General features: G+C 70.1%; 22 protein-coding genes and 1 tRNA gene. 6 read left to right on the forward strand and 17 right to left on the reverse strand.

Features of this window, described 5'->3' with window-relative positions:
- Positions 1-75: 75 nt before the first annotated feature.
- Positions 76-720, reverse strand: coding sequence for an NUDIX hydrolase (locus ACFWQG_RS08975; RefSeq protein WP_378507245.1), 645 nt, complete (start codon positions 718-720; stop codon positions 76-78).
- A 105-nt stretch (positions 721-825) separates the two neighbouring features.
- Here ACFWQG_RS08975 and ACFWQG_RS08980 point away from each other — a divergent pair, with 105 nt between their 5' ends.
- On the forward strand, positions 826-1,677 hold the full coding sequence (locus tag ACFWQG_RS08980) for an SGNH/GDSL hydrolase family protein (RefSeq protein WP_378507246.1): 852 nt from the start codon (positions 826-828) through the stop codon (positions 1,675-1,677).
- A 10-nt stretch (positions 1,678-1,687) separates the two neighbouring features.
- Here the strand turns inward: ACFWQG_RS08980 and thiD are convergent, their stop codons facing one another.
- The 9 genes from thiD to ACFWQG_RS09025 form a co-directional block, all read right to left on the reverse strand.
- Positions 1,688-2,497: a bifunctional hydroxymethylpyrimidine kinase/phosphomethylpyrimidine kinase gene (gene thiD, locus ACFWQG_RS08985; protein WP_378507247.1), complete on the reverse strand. Its 810-nt coding sequence runs from the start codon at positions 2,495-2,497 to the stop codon at positions 1,688-1,690.
- Positions 2,498-2,604: 107 nt separating this feature from the next.
- Positions 2,605-2,678: transfer RNA gene (locus ACFWQG_RS08990), tRNA-Pro, on the reverse strand.
- Positions 2,679-2,765: 87 nt separating this feature from the next.
- A complete protein-coding gene (gene der, locus ACFWQG_RS08995) occupies positions 2,766-4,202 on the reverse strand; it encodes a ribosome biogenesis GTPase Der (RefSeq protein WP_378507248.1) in 1,437 nt (478 codons plus the stop codon).
- Positions 4,199-4,861 (reverse strand): (d)CMP kinase, encoded by a 663-nt coding sequence (gene cmk / locus ACFWQG_RS09000; protein ID WP_378507287.1) that lies wholly within the window; start codon positions 4,859-4,861, stop codon positions 4,199-4,201. Before cmk ends, der begins: the two co-directional genes overlap by 4 nt.
- A 32-nt stretch (positions 4,862-4,893) precedes the next feature.
- Complete coding sequence (locus ACFWQG_RS09005) at positions 4,894-5,961, reverse strand: pseudouridine synthase (RefSeq protein WP_378507249.1); 1,068 nt, start codon at positions 5,959-5,961, stop codon at positions 4,894-4,896.
- A gap of 88 nt (positions 5,962-6,049) precedes the next feature.
- Positions 6,050-6,787, reverse strand: coding sequence for an SMC-Scp complex subunit ScpB (scpB, locus tag ACFWQG_RS09010; protein ID WP_378507250.1), 738 nt, complete (start codon positions 6,785-6,787; stop codon positions 6,050-6,052).
- On the reverse strand, positions 6,784-7,620 hold the full coding sequence (locus tag ACFWQG_RS09015) for a segregation and condensation protein A (protein WP_378507251.1): 837 nt from the start codon (positions 7,618-7,620) through the stop codon (positions 6,784-6,786). Before ACFWQG_RS09015 ends, scpB begins: the two co-directional genes overlap by 4 nt.
- Positions 7,621-8,505 carry a ParA family protein gene (locus tag ACFWQG_RS09020; protein WP_378507288.1) on the reverse strand — a complete coding sequence of 295 codons (885 nt, stop codon included), beginning with the start codon at positions 8,503-8,505 and terminating at the stop codon, positions 7,621-7,623.
- 183 nt (positions 8,506-8,688) lie between these two features.
- Positions 8,689-9,447: an SDR family NAD(P)-dependent oxidoreductase gene (locus ACFWQG_RS09025; RefSeq protein WP_378507252.1), complete on the reverse strand. Its 759-nt coding sequence runs from the start codon at positions 9,445-9,447 to the stop codon at positions 8,689-8,691.
- Positions 9,448-9,712: 265 nt separating this feature from the next.
- Between ACFWQG_RS09025 and ACFWQG_RS09030 the strand changes: the two genes are divergently transcribed.
- Genes ACFWQG_RS09030 through ACFWQG_RS09045 form a run of 4 tightly spaced genes read left to right on the forward strand, consistent with a single transcriptional unit; the run spans position 9,713 to position 13,270 of the window.
- On the forward strand, positions 9,713-10,621 hold the full coding sequence (locus ACFWQG_RS09030; RefSeq protein WP_378507253.1) for an ABC transporter ATP-binding protein: 909 nt from the start codon (positions 9,713-9,715) through the stop codon (positions 10,619-10,621).
- A gap of 10 nt (positions 10,622-10,631) precedes the next feature.
- Positions 10,632-11,372 carry an ABC transporter permease gene (locus ACFWQG_RS09035; protein WP_378507254.1) on the forward strand — a complete coding sequence of 247 codons (741 nt, stop codon included), beginning with the start codon at positions 10,632-10,634 and terminating at the stop codon, positions 11,370-11,372.
- Positions 11,373-11,375: 3 nt separating this feature from the next.
- A complete protein-coding gene (locus ACFWQG_RS09040; protein WP_378507255.1) occupies positions 11,376-12,644 on the forward strand; it encodes a sensor histidine kinase in 1,269 nt (422 codons plus the stop codon).
- Complete coding sequence (locus ACFWQG_RS09045; RefSeq protein WP_378507256.1) at positions 12,641-13,270, forward strand: response regulator; 630 nt, start codon at positions 12,641-12,643, stop codon at positions 13,268-13,270. The genes ACFWQG_RS09040 and ACFWQG_RS09045 overlap by 4 nt, the downstream gene beginning before the upstream one ends.
- 96 nt (positions 13,271-13,366) lie before the next feature.
- On the opposite strand, the gene ACFWQG_RS09050 is transcribed toward ACFWQG_RS09045, so the two are convergent.
- Entirely contained in the window at positions 13,367-15,706 is a 2,340-nt protein-coding gene (locus ACFWQG_RS09050; RefSeq protein ID WP_378507257.1) for an ATP-binding cassette domain-containing protein, read from the reverse strand.
- A gap of 71 nt (positions 15,707-15,777) precedes the next feature.
- Between ACFWQG_RS09050 and ACFWQG_RS09055 the strand changes: the two genes are divergently transcribed.
- Positions 15,778-16,740 (forward strand): helix-turn-helix transcriptional regulator, encoded by a 963-nt coding sequence (locus tag ACFWQG_RS09055; RefSeq protein ID WP_378507258.1) that lies wholly within the window; start codon positions 15,778-15,780, stop codon positions 16,738-16,740.
- A gap of 10 nt (positions 16,741-16,750) precedes the next feature.
- Here ACFWQG_RS09055 and ACFWQG_RS09060 read toward each other — a convergent pair whose 3' ends face one another.
- The 6 genes from ACFWQG_RS09060 to steA all read right to left on the reverse strand — a co-directional run bounded on the left by ACFWQG_RS09060 (position 16,751) and on the right by steA (position 22,788).
- Entirely contained in the window at positions 16,751-17,128 is a 378-nt protein-coding gene (locus ACFWQG_RS09060) for a hypothetical protein (protein ID WP_378507259.1), read from the reverse strand.
- A gap of 89 nt (positions 17,129-17,217) precedes the next feature.
- Entirely contained in the window at positions 17,218-18,138 is a 921-nt protein-coding gene (gene xerD, locus ACFWQG_RS09065) for a site-specific tyrosine recombinase XerD (RefSeq protein ID WP_378507260.1), read from the reverse strand.
- 1 nt (position 18,139) lies between these two features.
- Positions 18,140-18,775, reverse strand: coding sequence for an NUDIX domain-containing protein (locus tag ACFWQG_RS09070; RefSeq protein ID WP_378507261.1), 636 nt, complete (start codon positions 18,773-18,775; stop codon positions 18,140-18,142).
- A gap of 7 nt (positions 18,776-18,782) precedes the next feature.
- Positions 18,783-20,522 (reverse strand): CTP synthase, encoded by a 1,740-nt coding sequence (locus tag ACFWQG_RS09075; RefSeq protein ID WP_378507262.1) that lies wholly within the window; start codon positions 20,520-20,522, stop codon positions 18,783-18,785.
- A 140-nt stretch (positions 20,523-20,662) separates the two neighbouring features.
- On the reverse strand, positions 20,663-21,607 hold the full coding sequence (locus tag ACFWQG_RS09080) for a copper transporter (RefSeq protein WP_378507263.1): 945 nt from the start codon (positions 21,605-21,607) through the stop codon (positions 20,663-20,665).
- The gene (steA, locus tag ACFWQG_RS09085; RefSeq protein WP_378507264.1) at positions 21,604-22,788 is read right to left on the reverse strand and encodes a putative cytokinetic ring protein SteA; all 1,185 of its coding nucleotides are present in this window, start codon (positions 22,786-22,788) and stop codon (positions 21,604-21,606) included. Before steA ends, ACFWQG_RS09080 begins: the two co-directional genes overlap by 4 nt.
- Positions 22,789-22,886 lie beyond the last annotated feature (98 nt).

Consider the following 22,886-nt stretch of genomic DNA (forward strand, 5'->3'; position numbering starts at 1 on the left):
CCTGCTCACGGCGATCGGCGTCCAGCCTGTCACACGCGGCGGACCGGTGCCGGGAGGCGGGCATCCGCCGCGAGGTCAGCGGGCCGCGAAGTCCGGTTGCGGACAATCGGCGACCCGGGTGGCCCGTCCGTGCAGCACCACCTCCCGGAACTGGTGGATGATCGCGGCGGTCGGGGCGAACAGGTGCTCGCCCCGAAACGGCCAGCGCAGCAGCGGTTCGGTGCCACCCGGCAGCGGGCGCAGCACCGGGTCGACATCGAGTTCCGGCACCGTGACCTCGAAGATCATCGCCACCTCGCCGGGGTTGGGCCGCAGCGGCGCGGCCAGTGAACCCACCCAGACCACGACCGGGGTGATGACGTACCCGGACCGGGTGACGAAGTCGTCGAGGACCCCGAGCACCGCGTCGTCGGGCGCCGTCACCCCGACCTCCTCGTCGAGTTCCCGGAGCGCGGCCTGCGCGGGCGTCTCGCCGGGGTCGATGCCGCCTCCCGGCAACGCGAACTGCCCGGGGTGGGCGCGCATTCGGCCGGGCCGCAGGGTCAGCAGCAGCACCGGCCCGTCGTCCCGTTCGACGAGCGCGAGCGCCACCGCGGCGCGGCGGCCACCCGCCTCCGGCGCCGCCTCGACCGCGAATCCCGTCAACGCGGCCGCACAGCGCTGCCGGGTCAGTTCCGGGCTGGCCTGCCCCGTCGTCGGTCTCGCCGTGTCCGCCGCCATCGCTCGAGGGTAGCCGCCTGCCCACGCGATCCACCCGTTCCGCGGGCCGGGAATCGGGGGTAGTTTGGCTGATGCACGCCCGACCCCGACGAAACCGAGCACCGCATGTCACCGGTTGCGGCCGTCGCTGCCGCACTCGTTCTCACCGCCCCGGCCCCGCTGGGGGCGTCGACCGCCGCCCAGGCCGAGTCCCCGCCGCCGGTCGGGTACGTCGCACTGGGCGATTCGTTTTCCTCCGGGGCCGGGATCGCACCGAACGGGTCGCTCGGGGACTGCCTCCGGTCCGAGGTGAACTATCCGCACCTCGTCGCGGCGGCCGTGCGCGCCACCACCTTCCGGGACGTCACGTGCAGCGGAGCCACGACCGCGAACCTGTCCGACCGCCAACTCCCCCAGACCGCACCGCAGTTCGACGCGTTGAGCCCGGATACCACGCTGGTGACCGTCGGCATCGGCGCCAACGACATCGGGTTGGTGTCACTGACCACCGAGTGCCTGAACGTGGCGCCGCCGCCGCTGGGCCGGTCCTGTGCCGCCACCACCGACACCGCCGCCTACGCCGAGCGGATCGACGGTCTCGCCCCGACCTACGTGGGGATCGTCGAGGAGATCCGGCGGCGGGCACCGGATGCACGCATCGTCCTTGTCGGCTACCCGGACGCGATCCGGCCCGGCGGATGCCCCGGCGTGCAACCGATCTGGCCGGTCGACGCGGACCATGTCCAGGGCTTGATCACCCGACTGAACACGGTTGCCGCGACCGCGGCGAGCACCGCGGGCGCGACCTTCGTCGACCTGGAGCCGTCGACCCGCGGCCACGACGCGTGCGCGGCGCCTGCGGACCGGTGGATCGTTGGGGCGGTCCCGACCTCGCTGACGGCACCGATTCCGTTGCACCCGAACGCCGCGGGCCATGCCAACGCGGCAACCCAGGTCATCGCCGCCGTCACCCGGTGATCCGGCGCGGTCAGCCGAGCGCGTCGACGTAGGCGCCCTGCCACACGGTGTCGAACGGGGTGTGCGCGGCGACGCGGCCCGCGATGCCCGCGGTGACGAACTCCTTCGCGAACTCCGCCGCCGACGCGACGTCGACGCCCTTGGCCAGTTCGGCGGTGATCGCCGCGGCGAGGGTGCAGCCCGCACCGGAGACCCGTTCGCTGCCGACCTTCGGTGCCCGAAGGATGGTCACGTCGGTGCCGTCGAAGAGCACGTCGACGGCATCGTCGCCAGCGAGTTCGACTCCCCCCTTGGCGATCACGTACCGCGGTCCGAGGTCGTGGATGCGGCGGGCCGCCTCGACGAGGTCGTCGACGGAGTCGATCGCGTCCATCCCGGACAGGGTCCGGGCCTCGAACAGGTTCGGGGTCACGACGGTGGCCAACGGCAGGATCTGCGCACGCAGCGCGGTGTCGGTGTCGAGCGCGGCGCCCGGCTCCTGCCCCTTGCAGATCAGGACCGGGTCGAGCACGACGTGCCGCCACGGCTGGCGGCGCAGGCCCGCGGCGACGGCGTCGATCGTGGCCGGGGTGCCGAGCATGCCGATCTTGACGACGTCGAGGTCGTGGGCGGCGGTCGCTGCCTCGATCTGGTCGGCGATCACCTCGGGCGCGATCGGGACGAAGCGGTGCCCCCAGCCCGCGGCGGGGTCGAACGAGACGATGCAGGTGACGGTGCCGACGCCGTAGACGCCGAGTTCCTGGAAGGTCTTCAGGTCCACCTGCAGGCCGGCGCCGCCGGTCGCTTCCGAACCGGCGATGACATAGGCGAGGTCGACCACGGTGACTCCTTTGCGGATCGGATACCTGGATGTACCCGGGGACAGGGGTGTGAAACGAGAAAAGGTGGCTCCTCGCGAGCGAGGAACCACCTTTTCTTCGACCACTGTCGGGCTGACAGGATTTGAACCTGCGACCACCTGACCCCCAGTCAGGTGCGCTACCAAGCTGCGCCACAGCCCGCCCGCGCTCTTTCGAGTGCTCGATGAGATTACATCAGTGGCACTCGCTACCGCGAATCGGCTGGTCAGGCACCCGACGGGGAGGTGATCAGCGCTTCTTGCGGTCCCGCTTCTCCCGCACCCGCACCGAGATCCGGACCGGGCTGCCATCGAATCCGAACTCCTCGCGCAGCCTGCGCTCGAGGAACCGGCGGTAGCCCGCCTCGAGGAAGCCGGTGGTGAACAGCACGAACGTCGGCGGCCGCGTCCCGGCCTGCGTCGCGAACATGACGCGCGGCAGCCGGCCACCCCGCATCGGCGGCGGGGTCGCGGCGACAACCTCCTTGAGCCAGTTGTTGAGCCGGCCGGTGGGGATCCGCTTGTCCCACGACTCCAGCGCGGTCTCCAGCGCGGGCACCAGCTTCTGCACCGCGCGGCCGGTGTGCGCGGAAATGTTGACCCGCTGCGCCCACGGCACCCGCACCAGTTCGCGGTCGATCTCCTTCTCCAGCATCAACCGGCGGTCCTCGTCGACGAGGTCCCACTTGTTGAACGCCAGCACCAGCGCCCGCCCGGTCTCGGCGACCATCGACAGCACCCGCAGGTCCTGCTCGGTGATCGGCAGGGACGCGTCGATCAGCAGGATCGCGACCTCGGCGGCCTCGATCGCCGACTTGGTGCGCAGCGACGCGTAGAACTCGTGACCGCTGGCGTGGCTCACCTTCTTCCGCAGGCCCGCGGTGTCGACGAACTTCCACACCTTGCCGCCGAGCTCGACCAGCGAGTCGACCGGGTCGACGGTGGTGCCCGCGACGTCGTGCACGACCGACCGCTCGTCGCCGGAGAGCTTGTTGATCAGGCTGGACTTGCCGACGTTCGGCTTGCCGACCAGGGCGACGCGACGCGGCCCCTGTCCGCCGGTACCCTCCCGCGGGGTCTCCGGCAGCACCGCGAGCACCTCGTCGAGCAGGTCGCCGGTGCCGCGGCCGTGGATGGCGGAGACCGGGTACGGCTGCCCGAGCCCGAGTGACCACAACGCGGCCGCCTCCGCCTCGAGCCGTTCGCCGTCGACCTTGTTGGCCACCAGCAGGACGGGGGTCTTGGAGCGGCGCAGCACCTTCGCGACGGCCTCGTCGGTTGCGGTCGCGCCGACCACCGTGTCGACGACGAGGATGATGGCGTCCGCGGTGCGCATCGCCAGCTCGGCCTGCCGGGCCACGGACTGCTGCAGTCCCTTGGCGTCCGGTTCCCAGCCGCCGGTGTCCTGCACCAGGAACCGGCGGCCGGCCCACGTCGCGTCGTAGGAGACACGGTCACGGGTGACGCCGGGAATGTCCTCGACGACGGCCTCGCGGCGGCCGATGATCCGGTTCACCAGCGTCGACTTGCCGACATTGGGCCTGCCGACGATCGCCAGCGTCGGGACGGCGAGCTGCTCCTCGTCGCCCTCCTCCCCGGCGAATTCGGCGAGCTCCCAGTCGGTTTCCTCATTCCAGGTGCCGTCACCGGCGTAGGCGTCGCCGCCGAATTCGAATGCGTCGCTCACTGCACCACTCCAGTCCTGTCGCGGACCACCAGCAGCAGCCGGCCGATCACGTCGTCGATTCCGATCTCACTGGTGTCCACGATCACCGCGTCCTCGGCGGGCCGCAGCGGGGACACCGCGCGGGTCGAGTCGAGGTGGTCGCGGCGCTGCACGTCGGCGAGCACCGCCCTGTAGTCGTCGCCGCGGCCCTCCGCGACGTTCTGCGCGTTGCGCCGCTGCGCGCGGGCCTCCGCGGACGCGGTGAGATAGATCTTCACGTCCGCGTCGGGAAGCACGACGGTGCCGATGTCGCGGCCCTCGACCACGATCCGCGGGTGCTGCGCGATGAACGCCCGCTGCTTGTCGACGAGAAGTTCCCGCACCCGCGGCACCGCAGACACCGCGGACACCGCCCCGGTGACGGCGGCGCCACGGATTTCGTCGGTGACGTCCTCCCCGGCCAGCAGCACCCGGTCGGACGCCGGGTCGGTGCCGATCGACAGGTCGAGCGCCTCGGTTGCCGCGGCGACGGCGTCCACGTCGGCGACGTCGACCGCGGACCGCAGCACGTGCAGCGTCGCGATCCGGTACATGGCACCGGTGTCGAGGTAGCGGGCGGCGAGGGCATCGGCCAGGCGCCGGGACACACTGGACTTGCCGGTGCCGGACGGGCCGTCCATCGCGACGACCAGCGGCACGGCCACGGTGTCGGTCACAGGCCGACCGCCTTGTACAGCGCGCCGACCTCGCCCGGGCCGATCACGCGAAGCGTGCCGGGACGCCCGTCACCGAGCGCCACCGGGCCGATGTCGGTGCGGACCAGCCGCTTCACCGGATGCCCGACGGCCTCGAGCAGTCGGCGCACGATGTGCTTGCGACCCTCGTGCAGCACGACCTTGACCAGGGACTGCTTGCCGTTGACGTCGAGCAACGTGAACGCGTCGACCTTCGCGGGTCCGTCCTCGAGTTCGACACCAGCCTTGAGGGTCTTGCCGAGGCCGCGCTCGACGACCCCGTTGACCGTCGCGAGGTACGTCTTGGGCACCTCGAAGGAGGGGTGCATCAGCCGGTGCGCCAGGTCGCCGTCGTTGGTCAGCAGGATCAGGCCCTCGGTGTCGGCGTCGAGGCGGCCGACGTGGAACAGGCGCTGCCCGGCGGACACCCGCTCGGAGACGATGTCACCGATGCACGGGCGGCCCAGGTCGTCGGACATCGTGGACTGCCAGCCGCGCGGCTTATTCAGCGCGATGTGCACCAGGTCCTTCTTGACGACGACGCGGACGCCGTCGACGCGGACCACCGCGTTCTCGGGGTCGACGCGCAGGCCCTGCTCCACCACGATGTGGCCGTCGACCTCGACCCGGCCCTGCTCGATGAGCTCCTCGGCGGCCCGTCGGGAGGCGACACCTGCCTGCGCGAGCACCTTCTGCAGTCGCATGCCCTCGCCCGCGGCGAGCTTGACCGGCCCGGCGCTCTGGACGTACTGGTGCCGCGCCGGCTTGGCGTTGCTGATCGTCGGGTTCGCCTCCACCTGCTGGCGCTGCGGCTTCGCCTGCTTCGGCTTGCCGCGCTTGTTGGTGGCGACTGCGGCGGTGTTCGCCTGGCCGCGGTGTGGCTTCTTGGGTGCGCCGCCGGACCGGCCCGCGCCGGGAGCGTCCTTCTTGCCCGTTGCCCTCTTGTCAGTTGCCCTCTTGTCAGTTGCCCTCTTGTCTGAGGCACTGCGGGCCGGGTTTCCCCTGCCCCTGTCCGGTGTGCCATCACGGCGAGCGGATCTGTTCACTTTTCTTCCCTTGTCACTTCATCTCGTCCGACTGAACGGAACCGTTCAGTCGATCTGATCGACTGAACGGTTCCGTTCAGTCGATCGGTCAGGTGTCCTCGTCGTCGACTCGGGTGTCGACGACGGGACCGGTGTCCACCCGCCTGCGCAGCTTCGCGAACCGCGGATCGGACTCCATGTCGTCGCTGATGTCGTCGATCACGTCGACATCGGGCAGCAACGGGGCCAGCGCGGGCAGGTCCGCCAGCGAGGCCAGCCCGAGCCGCTCCAGGAACAGCTCGGTCGTCGCATAGGTGGTCGCGTTGGTGTCGGGGTCGGGCCCGGCCTCCGCGATCAGACCCCGGGCGAGCAGGGTGCGCATGACGCCGTCGACGTTCACTCCGCGCACCGCGCTCACCCGCGCACGGGTCAAAGGTTGACGGTACGCAACAACCGCCAAGGTTTCCAACGCGGCACGTGTGAGCTTCGATCGGACCCCGTCGAGGAGCAGTCGCTCGACGTACGGCGCGTACTCGTTGCGGGTGTACATCCGCCACCCGTCGCCCGCGTAGCGGAGGTCGATTCCGCTGCGACGCGCGGTCAGGGCCGCCGACATCCGGCGCAGCATCCCCTCCACCCGTTTCGGCGGCTCCCCGACCGCGGATGCCAGCGACGCCGCCTGCGCCGGGGCGTCGGTGACCAGCAGCATCGCCTCCAGCGCGGAGGCGAGCTCGTCGTCGTCGAGCCGGTCGTCGGCCGCATCGTCGAGCCGGTCGTCGGCCCTGTCGTCGACGGGTAGGTCCCCGTTCTCGCTGAGGTCGCAGTCTGTGGTGTCGACGTCGCTCACCCGTAATCCTCCGCACTCGCCATGGCGTGTCCGTCGACTCCGCCCTCCCCGGTCCAGCTGACCCGCAGCATGCCGAGCGGTTCGGGCTGGTCGAACGCGACCGCGCGCTGCCGGTACAGCTCCAGCAGCGCCAGGAATCGTGCCACGATCTGCACGGTCATCTCGCAATCGGTGATCAGGTCGGCGAATCCGGCCCACTCCCCCTGCCCGCGGTCCCGCAGCAGGTCGAGCAGCAGCGCGGCCTGCTCGGGCACCGACACCACCGGGGCGTGTAGGTGACCGAGCCCGACGGTGGGCACCGGGCGCGGCGCGAACGCGGCGGCCGCGATGTCCGCGAACGCGGCGGCGTCGACGCCGAGGGTCACCTCAGGAAGCAGACCGAGGTAGCGGTCCTCGAGCGCCACCGACCGCGGATACCGGCGCAGGGCGACCGATTCGAGTTCGGCGAACAGCTGCGCGATCTGCTTGTAGGCGCGGTACTGGAGCAGGCGCGCGAACAGCAGGTCGCGGGCCTCGAGCAACGCCAGGTCCTCCGGGTCGTCGACCTCACCGGACGGCAGCAGCCGAGCGGCCTTGAGGTCGAGCAGGGTCGCCGCGACGACAAGGAACTCGGTGGTCTGGTCGAGTTCCATCTCGGCGCCCAACTCGCGCGTGTACGCAATGAAGTCGTCGGTGACCTGATGCAGGGCCACCTCGGTGACGTCGAGTCGGCGCTGGCTGATCAGGGTCAGCAGCAGGTCGAACGGTCCCTCGAAGTTGCGCAGCCGAACCCGGAATCCGCCGGCGCCTGCGTCCTCCTCTGACTCGGTCCGGACGGTGTGCTCCGCGTCCATCTACCTGCCGGACCTCGCAATGACCTCGCGGGCCAGTGACCGATACGATTGCGCACCACCGGATTTCGGCGCCCAGGTGGTGATCGGCTCCCCGGCGACGCTGGTCTCCGGGAACCGCACCGTCCGGTTGACGACGGTGTCGTAGACGAGGTCCCCGAACACCTCAACGACCCGGGTCATCACCTCACGGGCGTGCAGGGTTCGGGCGTCGAACATGGTGACCACGATGCCCGACATCTGCAGCCGCGGGTTGAGCCGGTCCCGAACCTTCTCGACAGTGTCGTTCAGCAGCGCCAGCCCGCGCAGGCTGAAGTACTCGCATTCCATCGGGATGATCACCCCCTCCGCGCAGGCGAGCGCGTTGACGGTGAGCAACCCGAGCGACGGCTGGCAGTCGATCAGAATGTAGTCGTAGCGGTCGAGCACCGGGTACAGCGTCCGGCCGAGGGTCTGCTCGCGGCCGACCTCGGTGACCAACTGGATCTCGGCGGCGGACAGGTCGATGTTGCTCGGCAGCAGGTCCATGCCCTCGACGCGGGTGCGCATCAGCACGTCGTCGATGGAGACCTTCCGATCCACCAGCAGGTTGTGCACGGTCAGGTCCAGGTCGTGGTGCGCGACGCCGAGACCCGCGGACAGCGCGCCCTGCGGGTCGAGGTCGACGAGCAGCACCCGGCGGCCGTACTCGGCAAGCGAGGCGCCGAGGTTGATCGTCGAGGTGGTCTTGCCGACGCCGCCCTTCTGATTGCACATCGCGATGACCTTCGCGGGCCCGTGCGCTGCGACGGGCAACGGATCGGGGATCTCGCGCAGGGGACGCCCGGTCGGGCCGAGTGGCCGGTCGGTGTCGGCGGCCACCACGCCGATGGGTGGCTGAGGTGTCATCACGATCCGACGGCCCCTTTCTCGCTCGCGCTGCTCGACCAAGACGCTACCGTCTGGCCGCGCGAAGCCGCCACGGACACGCGCGGCGCCACCCGCGTACCGGCCGCGGACCGGTGGGATCCCGGACGCGGCCCTCGCGGGCACCGCGGCGGACCCCGCCCGGCCGCGATCGTCGAACCAGGGTCAACGGGCGGTGAATCCGCCATCGATGGCGAGCGCGGCACCCGTGATGAACGACGCCTCGTCGCTGAGGAGGAAGGCGACGAGCGGCGCGATCTCGGCGGGCTGCGCGATGCGGTTCACCGGGTGCAGCGACTCGACGTAGGCGAGCGCCTCGTCGGTGGTGGACATCGAACTCCGCTGCAGCGGGGTGTCCACGCCGCCCGTCGTGATGGCGTTGACCCGCACGCCCCGTGCGGCCACCTCGAGCGCCACCGAGCGGGTCAGCCCGACGACCGCGTGCTTGGCGGCGACGTAGGGTGCGACCTCCGGCAGCGCAACAACACCCAGGTTGGACGCGTTGTTGACGATCGCGCCACCGGCCTCGAGTACCGCCGGAATCTGGTGCTTGAGGCAGTTGAAAACACTCGTCACGTTCTGCGCCAGTTCGGCGTTCCAGGCGTCCGCCTCGATCGTCGAGACCGGGCCCGACGCGTTCACCCCGCCTGCATTGTTGAAAGCGCCGTCCAGGCGACCGAATTCGGCGATGGCGGTCGTGACGAGCAGCGCGGCATCGTCCTCGACGGACACGTCGGCGGGGACGAAGATCGCCGTGCCGCCTGCGTCCCGCAGACTCTCGACCGCCTGCTCACCGACATCCTTGCGTCGGCTGCCGATGACGACGCTGGCGCCGTCGGCGGTGAGGCGACGAGCCACCGCGAGGCCGATTCCGGACGATCCGCCGGTGACGACGAAGACCTTGGATTCCAGTCGTGCAGACATCGTTGAGTCCTTTCGGGGTGGGTACGGGATCGGCGCCTCCATCAGGCTGCTGCCTGACGGCAGTGCGCGCTGGCGGGAATCGGACGTCGCGTCGGAGTGCCCCGGCCGGGGCGGCTCGGATGGACACCGAACCGGGGCTACATGGCGAGGGTGTCGGCGCACCCGGCATCAACCGATCGGTTGACTGCGGTATCAACCGGATCGCGCGCCAACGCTGGCTGCACAGTCGATTCGGCGACGGTGCGCGGACGGGCAGGCTCGAGTCATGGCAATCATCGAGGTAGACGACCTCGTCAAGCGTTACGGTGACCACACCGTCGTGAACGGTGTCGGCTTCGCCGTCGAGCGCGGCGAGATCTTCGGCATCCTGGGCCCCAACGGGGCAGGCAAGACCACCACCGTCGAGTGCATCGAGGGGCTACGCACCCCGGACGGCGGAACCATTCGCGTCTGCGGTATCGACCCGCGGGACGACTCCGACGAGCTGCGGCAACTGCTCGGCGCGCAACTGCAGCAGAGCGGGCTGCCCGGCAAGCTGACCGTCGGTGAGGCGATGGATCTGTACAGCTCCTTCTACCGTGAACCCGCCGACTGGCGGGAGCTGGCAGGGGCACTGAAGCTCACCGACAAACTGAACACGCAGCACCGGCGACTGTCCGGCGGACAGCAGCAACGGCTGTCGATCGCGCTCGCGCTCATCGGCAACCCACGGGTGGCTGTGCTCGACGAACTCACGACCGGCCTGGACCCGCAGGCCCGTCGCGACGCGTGGGAGCTCGTCGAGCGCATCCGTGACCGAGGCGTCACCGTTCTGCTGGTCACCCACTTCATGGAGGAGGCCGAGCGGCTCTGCGACCGGATCGCCGTGATCGATGCCGGCCGGCTCGTCGCGCTCGACACCCCGGCCGGGTTGGTCGCGAAGGTCGAGGACCGTCAGCGGATCCGGTTCCGGCCGTCCGAACCACTGGACCCCGCGGTGCTGACCACACTGCCCGAGGTCGTCTCGGTGGGGCTGGCCGGACATCAGGTCGTGGTGACGGGCACCGGAAATGTCCTGTCGGCCGTGGTCACCGCGCTCGCCGGCCATCACATCACCGCAGCCGACCTGCGGGTCGAGCAGACCTCCCTGGACGATGCGTTCGTCGCGCTGACCGGCCACCGCGTCGAGAACTGAGGAGGCCGACATGCCAGCCCTGCTGCGGCTCACCGCCACCGAAACCAGGCTCTTCTTCCGCGAGCCGATCAGCGTGATCTTCGCGCTCGTGCTCCCACCACTCCTGCTCGTCGTCCTCGGTGCGATCCCGTCATTCCGGGAGCCCGACCCGGTCCTCGGCGGCCTACGGATCATCGACCTGTACTCGCCCATCGTCGTCGCCTTGGCCGTCACGACGCTGGCGACCAGCAGCCTGCCCCAACAGTTCGCCGCCTACCGGGAGAAGGGCGTCCTGCGGCGGATGCGGATCACGCCGGTCAAGCCCACCGTCATGCTTGCCGCGCAACTACTGATGTCCACGATCATGGCAACTGCGACAACGATGCTCGTGCTCGTCATCGGCCGACTGGTGTTCGCCGTGACCCTGCCACGGAACCTGCTGGCCTATCCGGTCGCGTTCGCGCTGACGGCATCGGCGATGCTGACGATCGGGCTCCTCGTCGCGTCGCTGGCGCCCAGTGCCACGAGCGCAGGCGCGATCGGGCTGGTGCTGTTCTTCCCGCTGATATTCTTCGCCGGCCTGTGGATACCGCGCGAGGCGATGAACGACGTCCTCCGCACGATCAGCGACTTCACCCCGTTGGGCTCGGGCGTACAGTCCCTTCAGGACGCCACCGCCGGGCACTGGCCGCAACCGCTCCATCTCGCGGTCATGGTGGGATGGACGATCGTGGCCGGCGGACTGGCCGCGCGGTACTTCCGGTGGGAGTAGATCATGAGCAACGAGGTGGCGCCGCGGGCAGGGCGCGAGCGGGCGGAGCGCCGGGAGACCGTGGTCATCGTGGTTCTTCCGTACCTTCTCCTGGCATCGAGCACCGCAATCACTGTGCTGCACACGGGTTCGGTGCACCTGTCGGCCGCTCTGGGTCTCACGTTCGTGGCCGCCGTCTGGCTGCTCTGGCCTCGCCTCCTAAACCGATCGCGCTCCGCCGGGCCGGTGATCGGCGTGTACTACGCCGGGCTCATGGTGCTGTGCGCCTGCCTGGTGGCACTCGCGCCCTGGTACGGCATCTTCGCCTTCATCGGATACGTCCATGCGTTCCTGTTCCTGACCGGCCCGTGGCGGTACGTCGGTGTTGTCGCCACGTCCCTGATCATGACGGTGACCTACCTGGGCGGACTGTCCAGGATCACCCCCGACGACCTGGGGGTGTGGGTCGCGATCAGCGTGGTCAGCATCGTGCTGGCCGGAACCTTCTTCTACTTCGCCGACACGACCGAGCAGCACGGTCACCGGCAGGCGCGGGCACTCGCCGACCTGCATGACGCCAACGCCAGGCTGGAGGCGGCACTGGACGAGAACGCCGCGCTGCACGCCCGGTTGGTGACGCAGGCACGCGAGGCAGGCGTCCTGGACGAGCGGCAGCGGATGGCGCGCGAGATCCACGACACGCTGGCCCAAAGCCTCGCGGGCATCGTCACCCAACTCCAGGCTGCCGAGCAGACGATGGACGGCCCGTCGGCGTCGCGTCGACGTGTTGCGAAAGCGATGGACCTGGCGCGAGGTGGAATGATCGACGCGCGTCGGACGGTCCACGCGGTGGAACCGCAGGTGCTCGCGGACTCCCGGCTCCCGGACGCGATCGGCGACGTGGCCCGGGGCTGGTCGGAGACCAACGACATCCGCGCGGTCCTGACGGTCACCGGTGACCCCAGACCCCTGCACACCGATGTGGAGGTGACACTGCTGCGGGCCGCGCAGGAGGCCCTCGCCAACGTCGCCAAGCACGCCGACGCCGCCAGGGTCGGCCTGACCCTGTCCTACATGGAGGACCTGGTGACCCTCGACGTGCGTGACGACGGTGTCGGTTTCGATCCCCGCGCCGCCCGCGTGAACGGCGCCGCGAACGGCGGATTCGGGCTCGCAGGCATGCGGCAACGCGTGCAGCGCCTCAGCGGCCGACTCGACATCGAGTCCGAGCCTGGCGCGGGCACCGCGATCTCGGCCTCCGTACCGGCGATCCCGGCTGGCGGCGGGCAGTGATCTCCCTGCTGATCGTCGACGATCACCCGGTCGTGCGGGACGGGCTGCGGAGCATGTTCAGCGCGGACCCCCGATTCGAGGTTCTCGGCGAAGCCGCCGACGGCGCGGAGGCCGTCGCCGCCGCGACCAGGATCCGACCGGACGTGATTCTGATGGATCTGCGGATGGCCGGGACCGACGGCGTCACCGCCATCAGGGAGCTCGCCGAGCGGGGGGTGCCCGCCAGGGTGTTGGTGCTCACCACGTATGACACCGACAGCGACGTGCTGCCCGCAATCGAGGCCGGCGCGACGGGCTACCTGCTGAAGGACGCGCCGAGGGAAGAACTGTTCCGGGCGGTGCAGGCGACGGCCCAGGGTCAGGCGATGCTCTCTCCAGCCGTCGCGACCCGGCTCGTCGGCCAGCTGCGGCAACCGGCACGGGAGCCGCTGTCGCGGCGTGAACTCGAGGTGCTCGAGCTGATCGCTGGCGGCTCGACGAACCGGGACACGGCGAGGCAACTGTTCATCAGCGAGGCGACGGTCAAGACACACCTGCTGCACGTCTACGCGAAGCTCGGTGTCAATGACCGTGCGGCCGCCGTTGCCACGGCGTTCTCCCGCGGCTACCTGACTCCGCGACACTGACGGAGCAGTGATCGGTCGGTCGTGTCGGGGCGGCTCCCGGAGACGATGCGTTCGCCGTGCACGCGAGCGCCGGATGATGCTGGGCACGAAGGTGTTTCACGACCCGATCCGTTCGGATGCCCCGGAGGATCGAGTTGCGGCTTGCCTGAGGTAGCGGCCGGTGACCGATGCGGTGGAGCGGATCAGCTCGTGAGGGCTGCCCTGGAACACGACAACGCGACCGTGGTGGCCTGCACCGGGGCCGATGTCGATGACGTGATCGGCGTGCGCGATGACCCGCAGGTTGTGCTCGATGACGACGATCGTTGCTCCGGCGTCGACGAGTTCGTCGAAGAGATGAAGCAGGCGGTCGACATCGGTGCCGTGCAGGCCGGCGGTCGGCTCATCCAGCACGATTCTCAGCTCGCTGACGTCCGTGCCGTCCCCGAGGTGCCGGGCAAGCAACAGCCGTTGACGCTCACCACCGGAGAAGGTGTCGAGACTCTGGCCGATCGAGAGATAGCCGAGCCCAACGCGTTCGATCCAGCGGAGCCGGTCGGCGATGTCGGGGCGCTCGGCAAGCAGTTCGATCGCCCGGGCCGGATTCATCGCGAGGAGGTCCGCCACCGTGTGGCCGTGGAAGGTTGCGGCCAACGTGGTGGTGTTGAAGCGTGACCCGCCACAGGCGTCACACGCGGTCTGCACGTCGTCGAGGAACGCGAGGTCGGTGACGATGCTGCCCTTGCCCTTGCAAACCGGACAGGCCCCGCGCCCATTCGCGCTGAACCAGGATGGATGAAGACCTGTGGCAGCACTGAAGACGCTACGAATGGACTCGGCGACACCGAGAACGGTGATGGGCGTCGAGCGAACGCCACCCCTCAACGGCGCCTGGTCCACGACCAGGAAGCCCGGATGCTGCCGGGGCAGCTCGGTAGCGAACAGTGTGCTCTTCCCGGAGCCCGCAACGCCGGAGGCGGCGGTGAGCACACCGAGGGGAACCTCGACCGTGACGTCACGCAGGTTGTGGGTGCGGGCATTCTCGATCGTCACCGACCCACGGACCGTTCTGATCCGGTCCCGCACGCGGATCAGCGAGACCAGCATGCGGCCGGTGTCGGTGTCCGCCTGCAGCAGCCCGGTGGGGTCGCCCTCGTATTGGATGGTGCCGCCGTTCGTGCCCGCGCCCGGCCCGAGGTCGATGATGTGATCGGCGGCAGCGATGACACTGGGATGGTGCTCGACCACCAGGACCGTGTTGTGCGCGTCGCGGAGCCGCGCGAGCAGTTCGAGCAGTCGGTGCACGTCATGCGGGTGCAGACCGGTGCTTGGCTCGTCGAAGACGTAGGTCACGTCGCTGAGCGCGCTGCCGAGGTGACGGACGATCTTCACGCGCTGCGCCTCACCGCCAGAGAGTGAACTCGAGTCCCGGTCAAGGCTGAGGTAGCCGAGGCCGACCGTGTCGAGGGCGGCGAGCCGGTCTCCGACGGCCCGGAGCAGCGGGGCGACCGCGGTCGACCGCACCCCCGCGGCTACCTCACGCAGGTCGCTGACCGGCAGAGCCGACCAGTCACTGATCGAACGACCGTCGATCAGGCTCGCGCGGGCGCGGGCGTTCAGTCGCGTGCCGCCGCAGTCGAGGCAGGTACGCCGGGTGACGATGTGGTCCAGTGCGGCCTTCTCCTCGTCGGTGAGCCGCGCTGGCCGCTTGCGGAGATACGAGTTCCGTAGCCTCGGCAGGATTCCGTCGAAGATCCGCGATTCCGGGTACTCGGGATGCGGATTCGTCAGGCGCAGTCCCTGCGCGTTCAGCAGGCTGTCCAGCTCCGCCGACGGCAGAGAGGTGAGCGGGAGGTCCGGGTCAACGAGGCCGGCATGGACCAATCGCTTCCACCGATAGGTGCCCGGCGCAAAGGACGGGAACCGCACCGCACCCTCCCGCAGACTCCGCGAGGTGTCGAGCAGTCGCGTCAGATCGATGTCGTCCACAGTGCCGATGCCCTCGCAGGTCCGGCACATTCCGCTCGGATCGTTGAACGAGTACGAGGGCGAGAATCCTGCCGAGGGCTCCCCGAGCCGGGAGAACAGCAGACGCAGCAGGGGTGCGATGTCGCTGGCGGTGCCGACGGTCGAACGGGCGTTACCGGTGAAGCGGCGCTGGTCGACAATCGTGGTGAACGTCAACCCGTCCACGAGGTCGACATCGGCCGGCGGATGCTGTGGGAGCCGGTTGCGCACGAACACCGGGTAGCTCTCGGCGGCCAACCGTTGCGCTTCTGCCGCGATCGTGTCAAACGCGAGGGACGACTTCCCCGACCCGGACACGCCAGTGAACACCGTCAGGACGTGCTTGGGCACGCGCACCGACAGGTCACGAAGGTTGTTCGTCCGCGCACCCAGGGCCGTGATCCACAATCCTCGATCACGGCCCGGACCATCACCCGCATCCCGATTCATGCTCTCGACGCTACAATCCATTGTGGTCGTATTCTGACCACAATTACGGGGGCTGTCAGATCAGGAGGCCGATGATGGGGACCACGCGGGAACGGATGCTGCGCTTGCTGTCCCTACTGCAGTCGGGCCGCCACTGGTCCGCCGCCGACCTGGCCGCCGCGATGGAGACAACCCCGCGCACCCTGCGCCGCGACATCGAGCACGTGCGGGAACAGGGCTATCCGGTGGTGAGCACCCGCGGACCGGGTGGCCACTACCGGCTCGTCGCCGGAGCGGCGCTCCCGCCCCTCATGCTCGACGACGACGAGGCCGTCGCCGTGGTGCTCGGGCTCAGGCTCGTCACGGCGGGCGGGGCAGGCGTCGACCTTGAGTCCGACGCCGCCGACCGCGCGATCACGAAGCTTCGCCGCCTCCTGCCCAGGGCCCTGCGGCTGAGAACGGACCACCTGCTCGCCGCCATCGACATCGAGGCCACCCGCCACCCGCAGCCCAGCTCGGACACCGTGCGCCGGCTCGCCGACAGCATCACGACGCACACCTGCGTCACCTTCGACCACGCGCGCGGCGGACGAAGCAGCAGCCGGACCGTCGAGCCCTATCGGATCGTGCGCGTCAGGGGACGCTGGTACCTGTTCGGTTGGGACACCACCCGTGCCGACTGGCGAAGCTTCCGACTCGACCGGATCTCGTCGCCGATTCCGGCGAACGCCACGTTCCGCCCCCGGCCGCTACCGACCGACGATGTCGCGGGTCACGTCGGCGATCGGTACCGCGGGCCGGCGTCCCTGCGGGTCGTGCTGACCCTGCACACGGACGCGCGCGATGCCGCGACACGTCTCCACCGCATCGACGGGTCTCTCGAACCGATCGACGGTTCGCGCTGTCGGTACACCGCCCACGTCGATTCCTGCGAGTGGCTCGCCACCGTGCTAGTCCTCTCCGGCCTCGGCTTCACCATCGAGGAATCGGACGAGTTCGCGGCCTACATCGCGGACGCCGGGCACCGACTCCTCGCGGCGGTCGTGGACCGGTAGCGGCCAACGATCAGCGATAGGTCGCCACGTGGGCGCCGGTGATCACACCGAGGTTCATCGAAGGGGCGCCCCAGTTCGTGCCGCATGCCCCCGTCGCCTGGCCTGTCGGCGCGAAGGAGGGACTGGACTGGCTGTAGGGGCCGATCGCATAGAGCGGAAAGGCGTTGGGGATCCCGTGCAGACCCCAGCAGTCGACGACCAGGGCATACTCCCTGCCGGGCGGGGCACCGGTGTCATGGCAGGTGGCCGCCGCGGTGAATGCGTCCCATTGCACGACACACGGGGCGGGGTCGGCCTGGGCGGTGCCGGAGCCGACGACACCCGCGAACGCCAACCCTGACACGGCAACGGCCGTCGCGCGGGCAGCCGCGAGAAGTGTGCTTCCCATTGAGTTCCCCTCCAGTAGCAGCTACCCCACCTGTCGTTCGGGTGCGATGCGACGTTACTGCTGCGCGGGATCGCCAGCGCGGCCTGTGATTACGCGCGGGGGTGTGCGCCCGCCCACACTTCCCGCAGCGAGCCGATCGTGACCAGGGTGTAGATCTGTGTGGTGGTGACCGAGGCGTGGCCGAGCAGTTCCTGCACGACGCGCACGTCGGCGCCGCCGTCGAGTAGGTGGGTGGCGAACGAGTGCCGCAGGGTGTGCGGGGACACCCCGTCGGCGAGTCCGACCCGGTCGGCCGCCGAGCGCAGCACCTGCCAGGCACTCTGCCGGGTCAGCCTGCCGCCGCGGGAGTTGAGGAAGACGGCGGGGCCTCCGCGGACCACGAGCGCGGGCCTGCCGCGCACCAGGTACGCCTCAAGCGCGGCGAGGGCGGGGCGGCCGATCGGGACGACGCGATCCTTGCCGCCCTTGCCTCTCAGCAGCACCGCGCGGTCGACGACGTCGACGTCGTCGAGGTCCAGCCCGACGGCCTCGGAGATCCGGGCGCCGGTCGAGTACAGCACCTCGAGCAGCGCCCGATCCCGCAGTGCCCGCGGCTGATCGGCCGCATCCTCGCCGCCAGTCGACTCGATCAGGGCGATCACCTGGTCGACCGGTAGCGCCTTCGGGAGCCGTCGGCTCGGCGCAGGTGGCTTCACGGCGTGCGCGACGTCGGCGCGGGTGAAACCCTCCGCGGTCGCGAACTTGTGCAGCCCACGGACCGCGATCAGGGCACGGGCCGCCGACGCGGGCGCCAGCGGACGCACCCCGTTGCCGGTGTCGCCGCGGCGCAGCACGACCACGAAGTCGGTGATGTGTCGTTCCGCGACCCGGTCGAGGTCGTCGATCCCCCGCGAGGTGAGGTACTCGCTGTACCGCTCCAGGTCCCGGCGATAGGACGACAGCGTGTTCGCGGCGACGCCCCGCTCGACGGCGAGGTGCGCCAGGTAACTCGACACCTGCGTCCCGAGCACCTCAGGCGCCGTGCCCTCGCCGGTCGAACGCGGTGGGCCGGTCGATCCAGTCTGCGTCGACCGGCCGGCCGCGGCCGTCCCCGCGGGCACGGGACGCGGCCAACGCCAGGATCCCGGACAGCGCGGTCGCGTTCACGATGTCCCCCGCCAGCGCCCGGTCGACGGCCTCGGCGACCGGGAGCCGCACGATCTCGAGGTCGGCCTCCTCGTGTTCGGGGTCCGGCCGGTCCACCTCGGTGAGTCCGGTCGCCAGGTACACCCGGATCACCTCATCGGTGAAGCCGGGCGACGCGGCGACGTCGACGAGCACCGACCACCGGTCGGCGGTCAGACCCGTCTCCTCGACGAGTTCCCGGCGGGCGGCGTCCACCGGGTCCTCGCCTGCCGCGTCGAGGAGCCCGGCGGGCAGTTCCCACAGCCGCCGCCCGAGCGGGTGCCGGTACTGGTTGATCAGCACCAGGCGGTCCCGCTCGTCGACCGCGACCACCGCGACCGCGCCGTGGTGCTCGACCACCTCGCGGTGCGCGGTCGTGCCGCCCGGCATCGCCACCTCGTCGACCCGCAACGCGACGATCGCGCCCTCGTACACGGTGCGGCTGCTGACGGTGGCGAAGTCGTGCTCTCCCGGACGGCTCATCGCACGGTCAGCCCGCGGTCGGCGCGTCGACGCCGTCGGCCTGCGCCGCCGAGTCCTCGGGATGCACGTCGACCTCTAGCCGCTCGGCCGCCTTGTACTTCAGGGCCGCCCCGACGAACGCGGCGAACAGCGGGTGCGGGCGGGTCGGCCGGCTCTTGAGCTCCGGATGCGCCTGCGTGGCAACGAAGAACGGGTGCTTGTCGGCGGGCAGCTCGACGAACTCGACGAGGTGCCCGTCCGGGGAGGTGCCGCTGAACTTGAGGCCGGACTTCGCGATCCGGTCCCGGTAGGCGTTGTTCACCTCGTAGCGGTGCCGGTGCCGCTCGGAGACGGTCTCGCTGCCGTACGCCTTCGCGACGACGGACCCCTTCGCCAGCACCGCCGGGTAGGCGCCGAGACGCATGGTGCCACCGAGGTCGGCCTCGCCCGCGACGATGTCCTCCTGGTCGGCCATCGTGGAGATGACGGGATGGGTGGTGTCGGGCTCGAACTCGGCGGAGTTGGCGTCGTCGAGGCCGACCGACCGCGCGGCCTCGATGACGACGGCCTGCAGGCCGAGGCACAGGCCCAGTAGCGGGAGCTTGCGGGTGCGGGCGTAGCGGATGGCCCCGAGCTTGCCCTCGATGCCGCGGATGCCGAACCCACCGGGGATCAGGATCGCGTCCGCCTCGCCGAGCGCCTGCTGTGCGCCCGCCTCGGTCTCGCACACGTCGGACGGCACCCAGTCGATCTCGACCTTCGCGCGGTGCGCGAAGCCGCCGGCGCGCAGCGCCTCGGTGACGGACAGGTAGGCGTCGGGCAGGTCCACGTACTTGCCGACGAGGGCGACGCGCAGCGTCTCGCGCGGGTTGTGCACCCGCTCGAGCAGGTCGCCCCACACGGTCCAGTCGACATCCCGGAACGGCAGGCCGAGCTGACGCACCACGTAGGCGTCGAGGCCCTCGCTGTGCAGCACCTTCGGGATGTCGTAGATCGACGGGGCGTCGGGGGTGGAGATGCAGGCATCGACGTCGACGTCGCACATCAGCGCGATCTTCGCCTTCAGCGCCTGCGGCACGTCCCGGTCGCAGCGCAGGATCAGCGCGTCGGGCTGGATACCGATGTTGCGCAGCGCCGCCACCGAATGCTGCGTCGGCTTGGTCTTGAGCTCCCCGGACGGACCGAGGTACGGCACCAGCGACACGTGCAGGAAGAAGCAGTTGTCGCGACCGACGTCGTGCCGCACCTGGCGGGCCGCCTCGAGGAAGGGCTGCGACTCGATATCGCCGACGGTGCCGCCGATCTCGGTGATCACGACGTCCGGCACCTGGCCGTCGGCGTCCGCGCCAGCCATCGCGAGGATGCGGGACTTGATCTCGTCGGTGATGTGCGGGATGACCTGGACGGTGTCGCCGAGGTACTCGCCGCGCCGCTCCTTCGCGATCACCGAGGAGTACACCTGCCCGGTGGTCACGTTCGCGAACGCGTTGAGGTCGCGGTCGAGGAACCGCTCGTAGTGGCCGACGTCGAGGTCGGTCTCCGCGCCGTCCTCGGTGACGAACACCTCACCGTGCTGGAACGGGTTCATGGTGCCCGGGTCGACGTTGAGGTAGGGGTCGAGTTTCTGCATCGTCACCCGCAGGCCACGGGCAGTGAGCAGCTGCCCGAGGCTGGACGCCGTCAGGCCCTTGCCGAGCGAGGACGCGACGCCCCCGCTGACGAAGATGTGCTTGGTGGCGGTACGCGTGTGACTGCGTGACAGTGGCAAGAAGGACTCCCGTGACGACTTGCAGGACTTGACCAAGGGTATAGCTGGGGCCTGCCGACCCACGGGACTTCACGGTAACACCTGTGCGGCCGAACCTCTGCACGCCGCACCCGTTACCGGGCCGCGGGCCCGTGTGATGCTCAGCCGATCGGCGCCCCGACCGTGACCGCCATCGCATTGGGACCGGTCCCGTACCGTCCGGATCCGCCGCCGAGTTGCTCCTGCACCGCGAGCACCGTGGTGATCCGTCCCGACTCGCGATCCACATCGTCGACGGTGGACACGCCTGCCGACAGCGCGGTGTCCGATCGCACCACGGCGACGGGTCCGTTGCCCGCCGCGGAGCCGGGGCGGCCCGCGAGGACGGCACCCGCTCCCCGACTGTCGAGTGCCCCGGCAAACCGCGCGACGATCGAGCCCCGATTGCCGCCGTCCGCATCGGCACCGGAACCGGTCAGCACCACCGCGAGTTGCGCTGGCGCCACCGCGCCGTTGTCGTAGGCGATGAACCCGCCCGCGCGCAGCGCGTCGAGGGCCAGCGCCAGTTCCTCGGGGGTGCTCTGCGGTTGCGCCGACTGCGCGTTCAGCAGCAGCACCGACCCGAGCAGGTCGCCCGCGAGGCTGCCCTGGTCGACGGCGCCGGTGCGCAGCTGGATGCCCGCCGGGATCACGTTGGTCACGATGGTGCGCAGCTGGTCGCCGTTGGCTGCGTCGACGAAGGCCTCCGTCACCGCGACCCGTCCGGTGACGCTGCCGCCAGCGGCCCCGATCAGCCGGGTCAGCCCGTCGAGGTCGCCCGGGTCCGCGTCGGGGGTGGTCACCACGACCACCGTGCGCCCGGCAAGCGCATCCCGGACCACCCGGGATCCGACCGCGGCATCGAACCCGTTGGCGGCCGAGAGTTGCTCCCCCAGTTGATTGTTCGACTGATGCAGGTCGTTGATCTGGTCCTGCATCTGCGACTTGTCGTCGCGCAGCCCGGACAGCAGCGAATCGGACAGGGTGCCCGACCCGAGCACGACGCCGATCGCCAGTGCCAGGAAGATCGCCGCGATGGAGATCGCGTGTTGACGCGCAGAAATCACTTGAAGAATCCCTGGATCCACAGCGCGAAGCTGTTCCAGGTGTTCACCGCCCAGTCCAGGGCCTCGCCGCCGATGTTCGACACGACCAGCGCGACGATCACCGCGGTCAGCGCCGCCAGCACGAGCAGCGCGATCGCGGCGCCGGACACCCGACTGCGGTAGAGGGTGGCGACCGCCTTGGCGTCGACCAGTTTCGGCCCCACCTTCAGCCGGGTCATGAACGCCGCCGGATTGGCGTCGCGCCGTCCCCGGTCGAAGAACTCGTCGAGCGAGACGGTGCTGCCGACGGTGACGATGAGCGAGGCACCGTGATGGTCCGCGAGCAGCAACGCCAGGTCGGCTGGCGCGCAGGCGGCGGGAAAGGTCATCGCACCGATGCCCAGGTCCTGGATGCGTTCGAGGCCGGGGGCGTGCCCGTCCGGGTCCGCGGGGAGCACCACCTCGGCGCCGGACTTGAGGGTGGCCGCGCTGACGTGGTCCGGGTCGCCGACGATCAGGTCGGGCCGGTACCCGGCGGCGCGCAGCGTGTCCGCGCCCGCACCGACACCGATCAGGATCGGCGCGTACTCCTTGATGAACGGCTTGAGGTTCTTCAGGTCCGCCGCGTGGTCCGGCCCGTCCGCGACCACCACGACATGCCGGTCCCGCAGGTCGACGGCGACGTCGGGAACGCCGACACCGTCGATCAGCAGCGGACTCTCGGTGCGGATGAACTCGATCGTGTTGCCGGAGAACGCCTCGAGGTGGTCGACGAGACCGGTCTTGGCCTCGATCATCAGGTCCGAGATCTCCGCCTCGGACTGTTCGACACCGCCGACCAGGCGCCGTTCACCGGTGTAGACGTCGCCGTCGTGGAGGCGGATCTTCGCGCCGTCCTTGACCTTCTTGAACGCCTCCTCCCCGACCGAGTCGACGAGGACGATCCCGTTCGCGACGAGCACCTCGGGACCGAGGTTGGGGTAGCGGCCGGAGATCGACGGGGACGCGTTGACGACGGCGGTGACGCCCGCCTCGACCAGCGCGTCGGCGGTCAGCCGGTCCAGGTCGAGCTCGTCGAGGACGACGATGTCGCCGGGGCCGACGCGGCGAAGCAGCTTCGCCGTGTTGCGGTCAACCCTGGCGATGCCGGTGACGCCCGGCAGCGATTCGGTGTTTCGTGACAACAGAGCGGGCATCTTCATGCCAACGATGATGACGCCGACGAGGTCTCCGGCCGGGGAGGCGCGCCGAATCTCCTACCCCACGCGTCCCACAATCACCATCAGCGACACGCTGGCGG

Origin of the sequence: Rhodococcus sp. NPDC058532, from assembly GCF_042719255.1 — a bacterium.
GTDB lineage: Bacteria > Actinomycetota > Actinomycetes > Mycobacteriales > Mycobacteriaceae > Rhodococcus_G.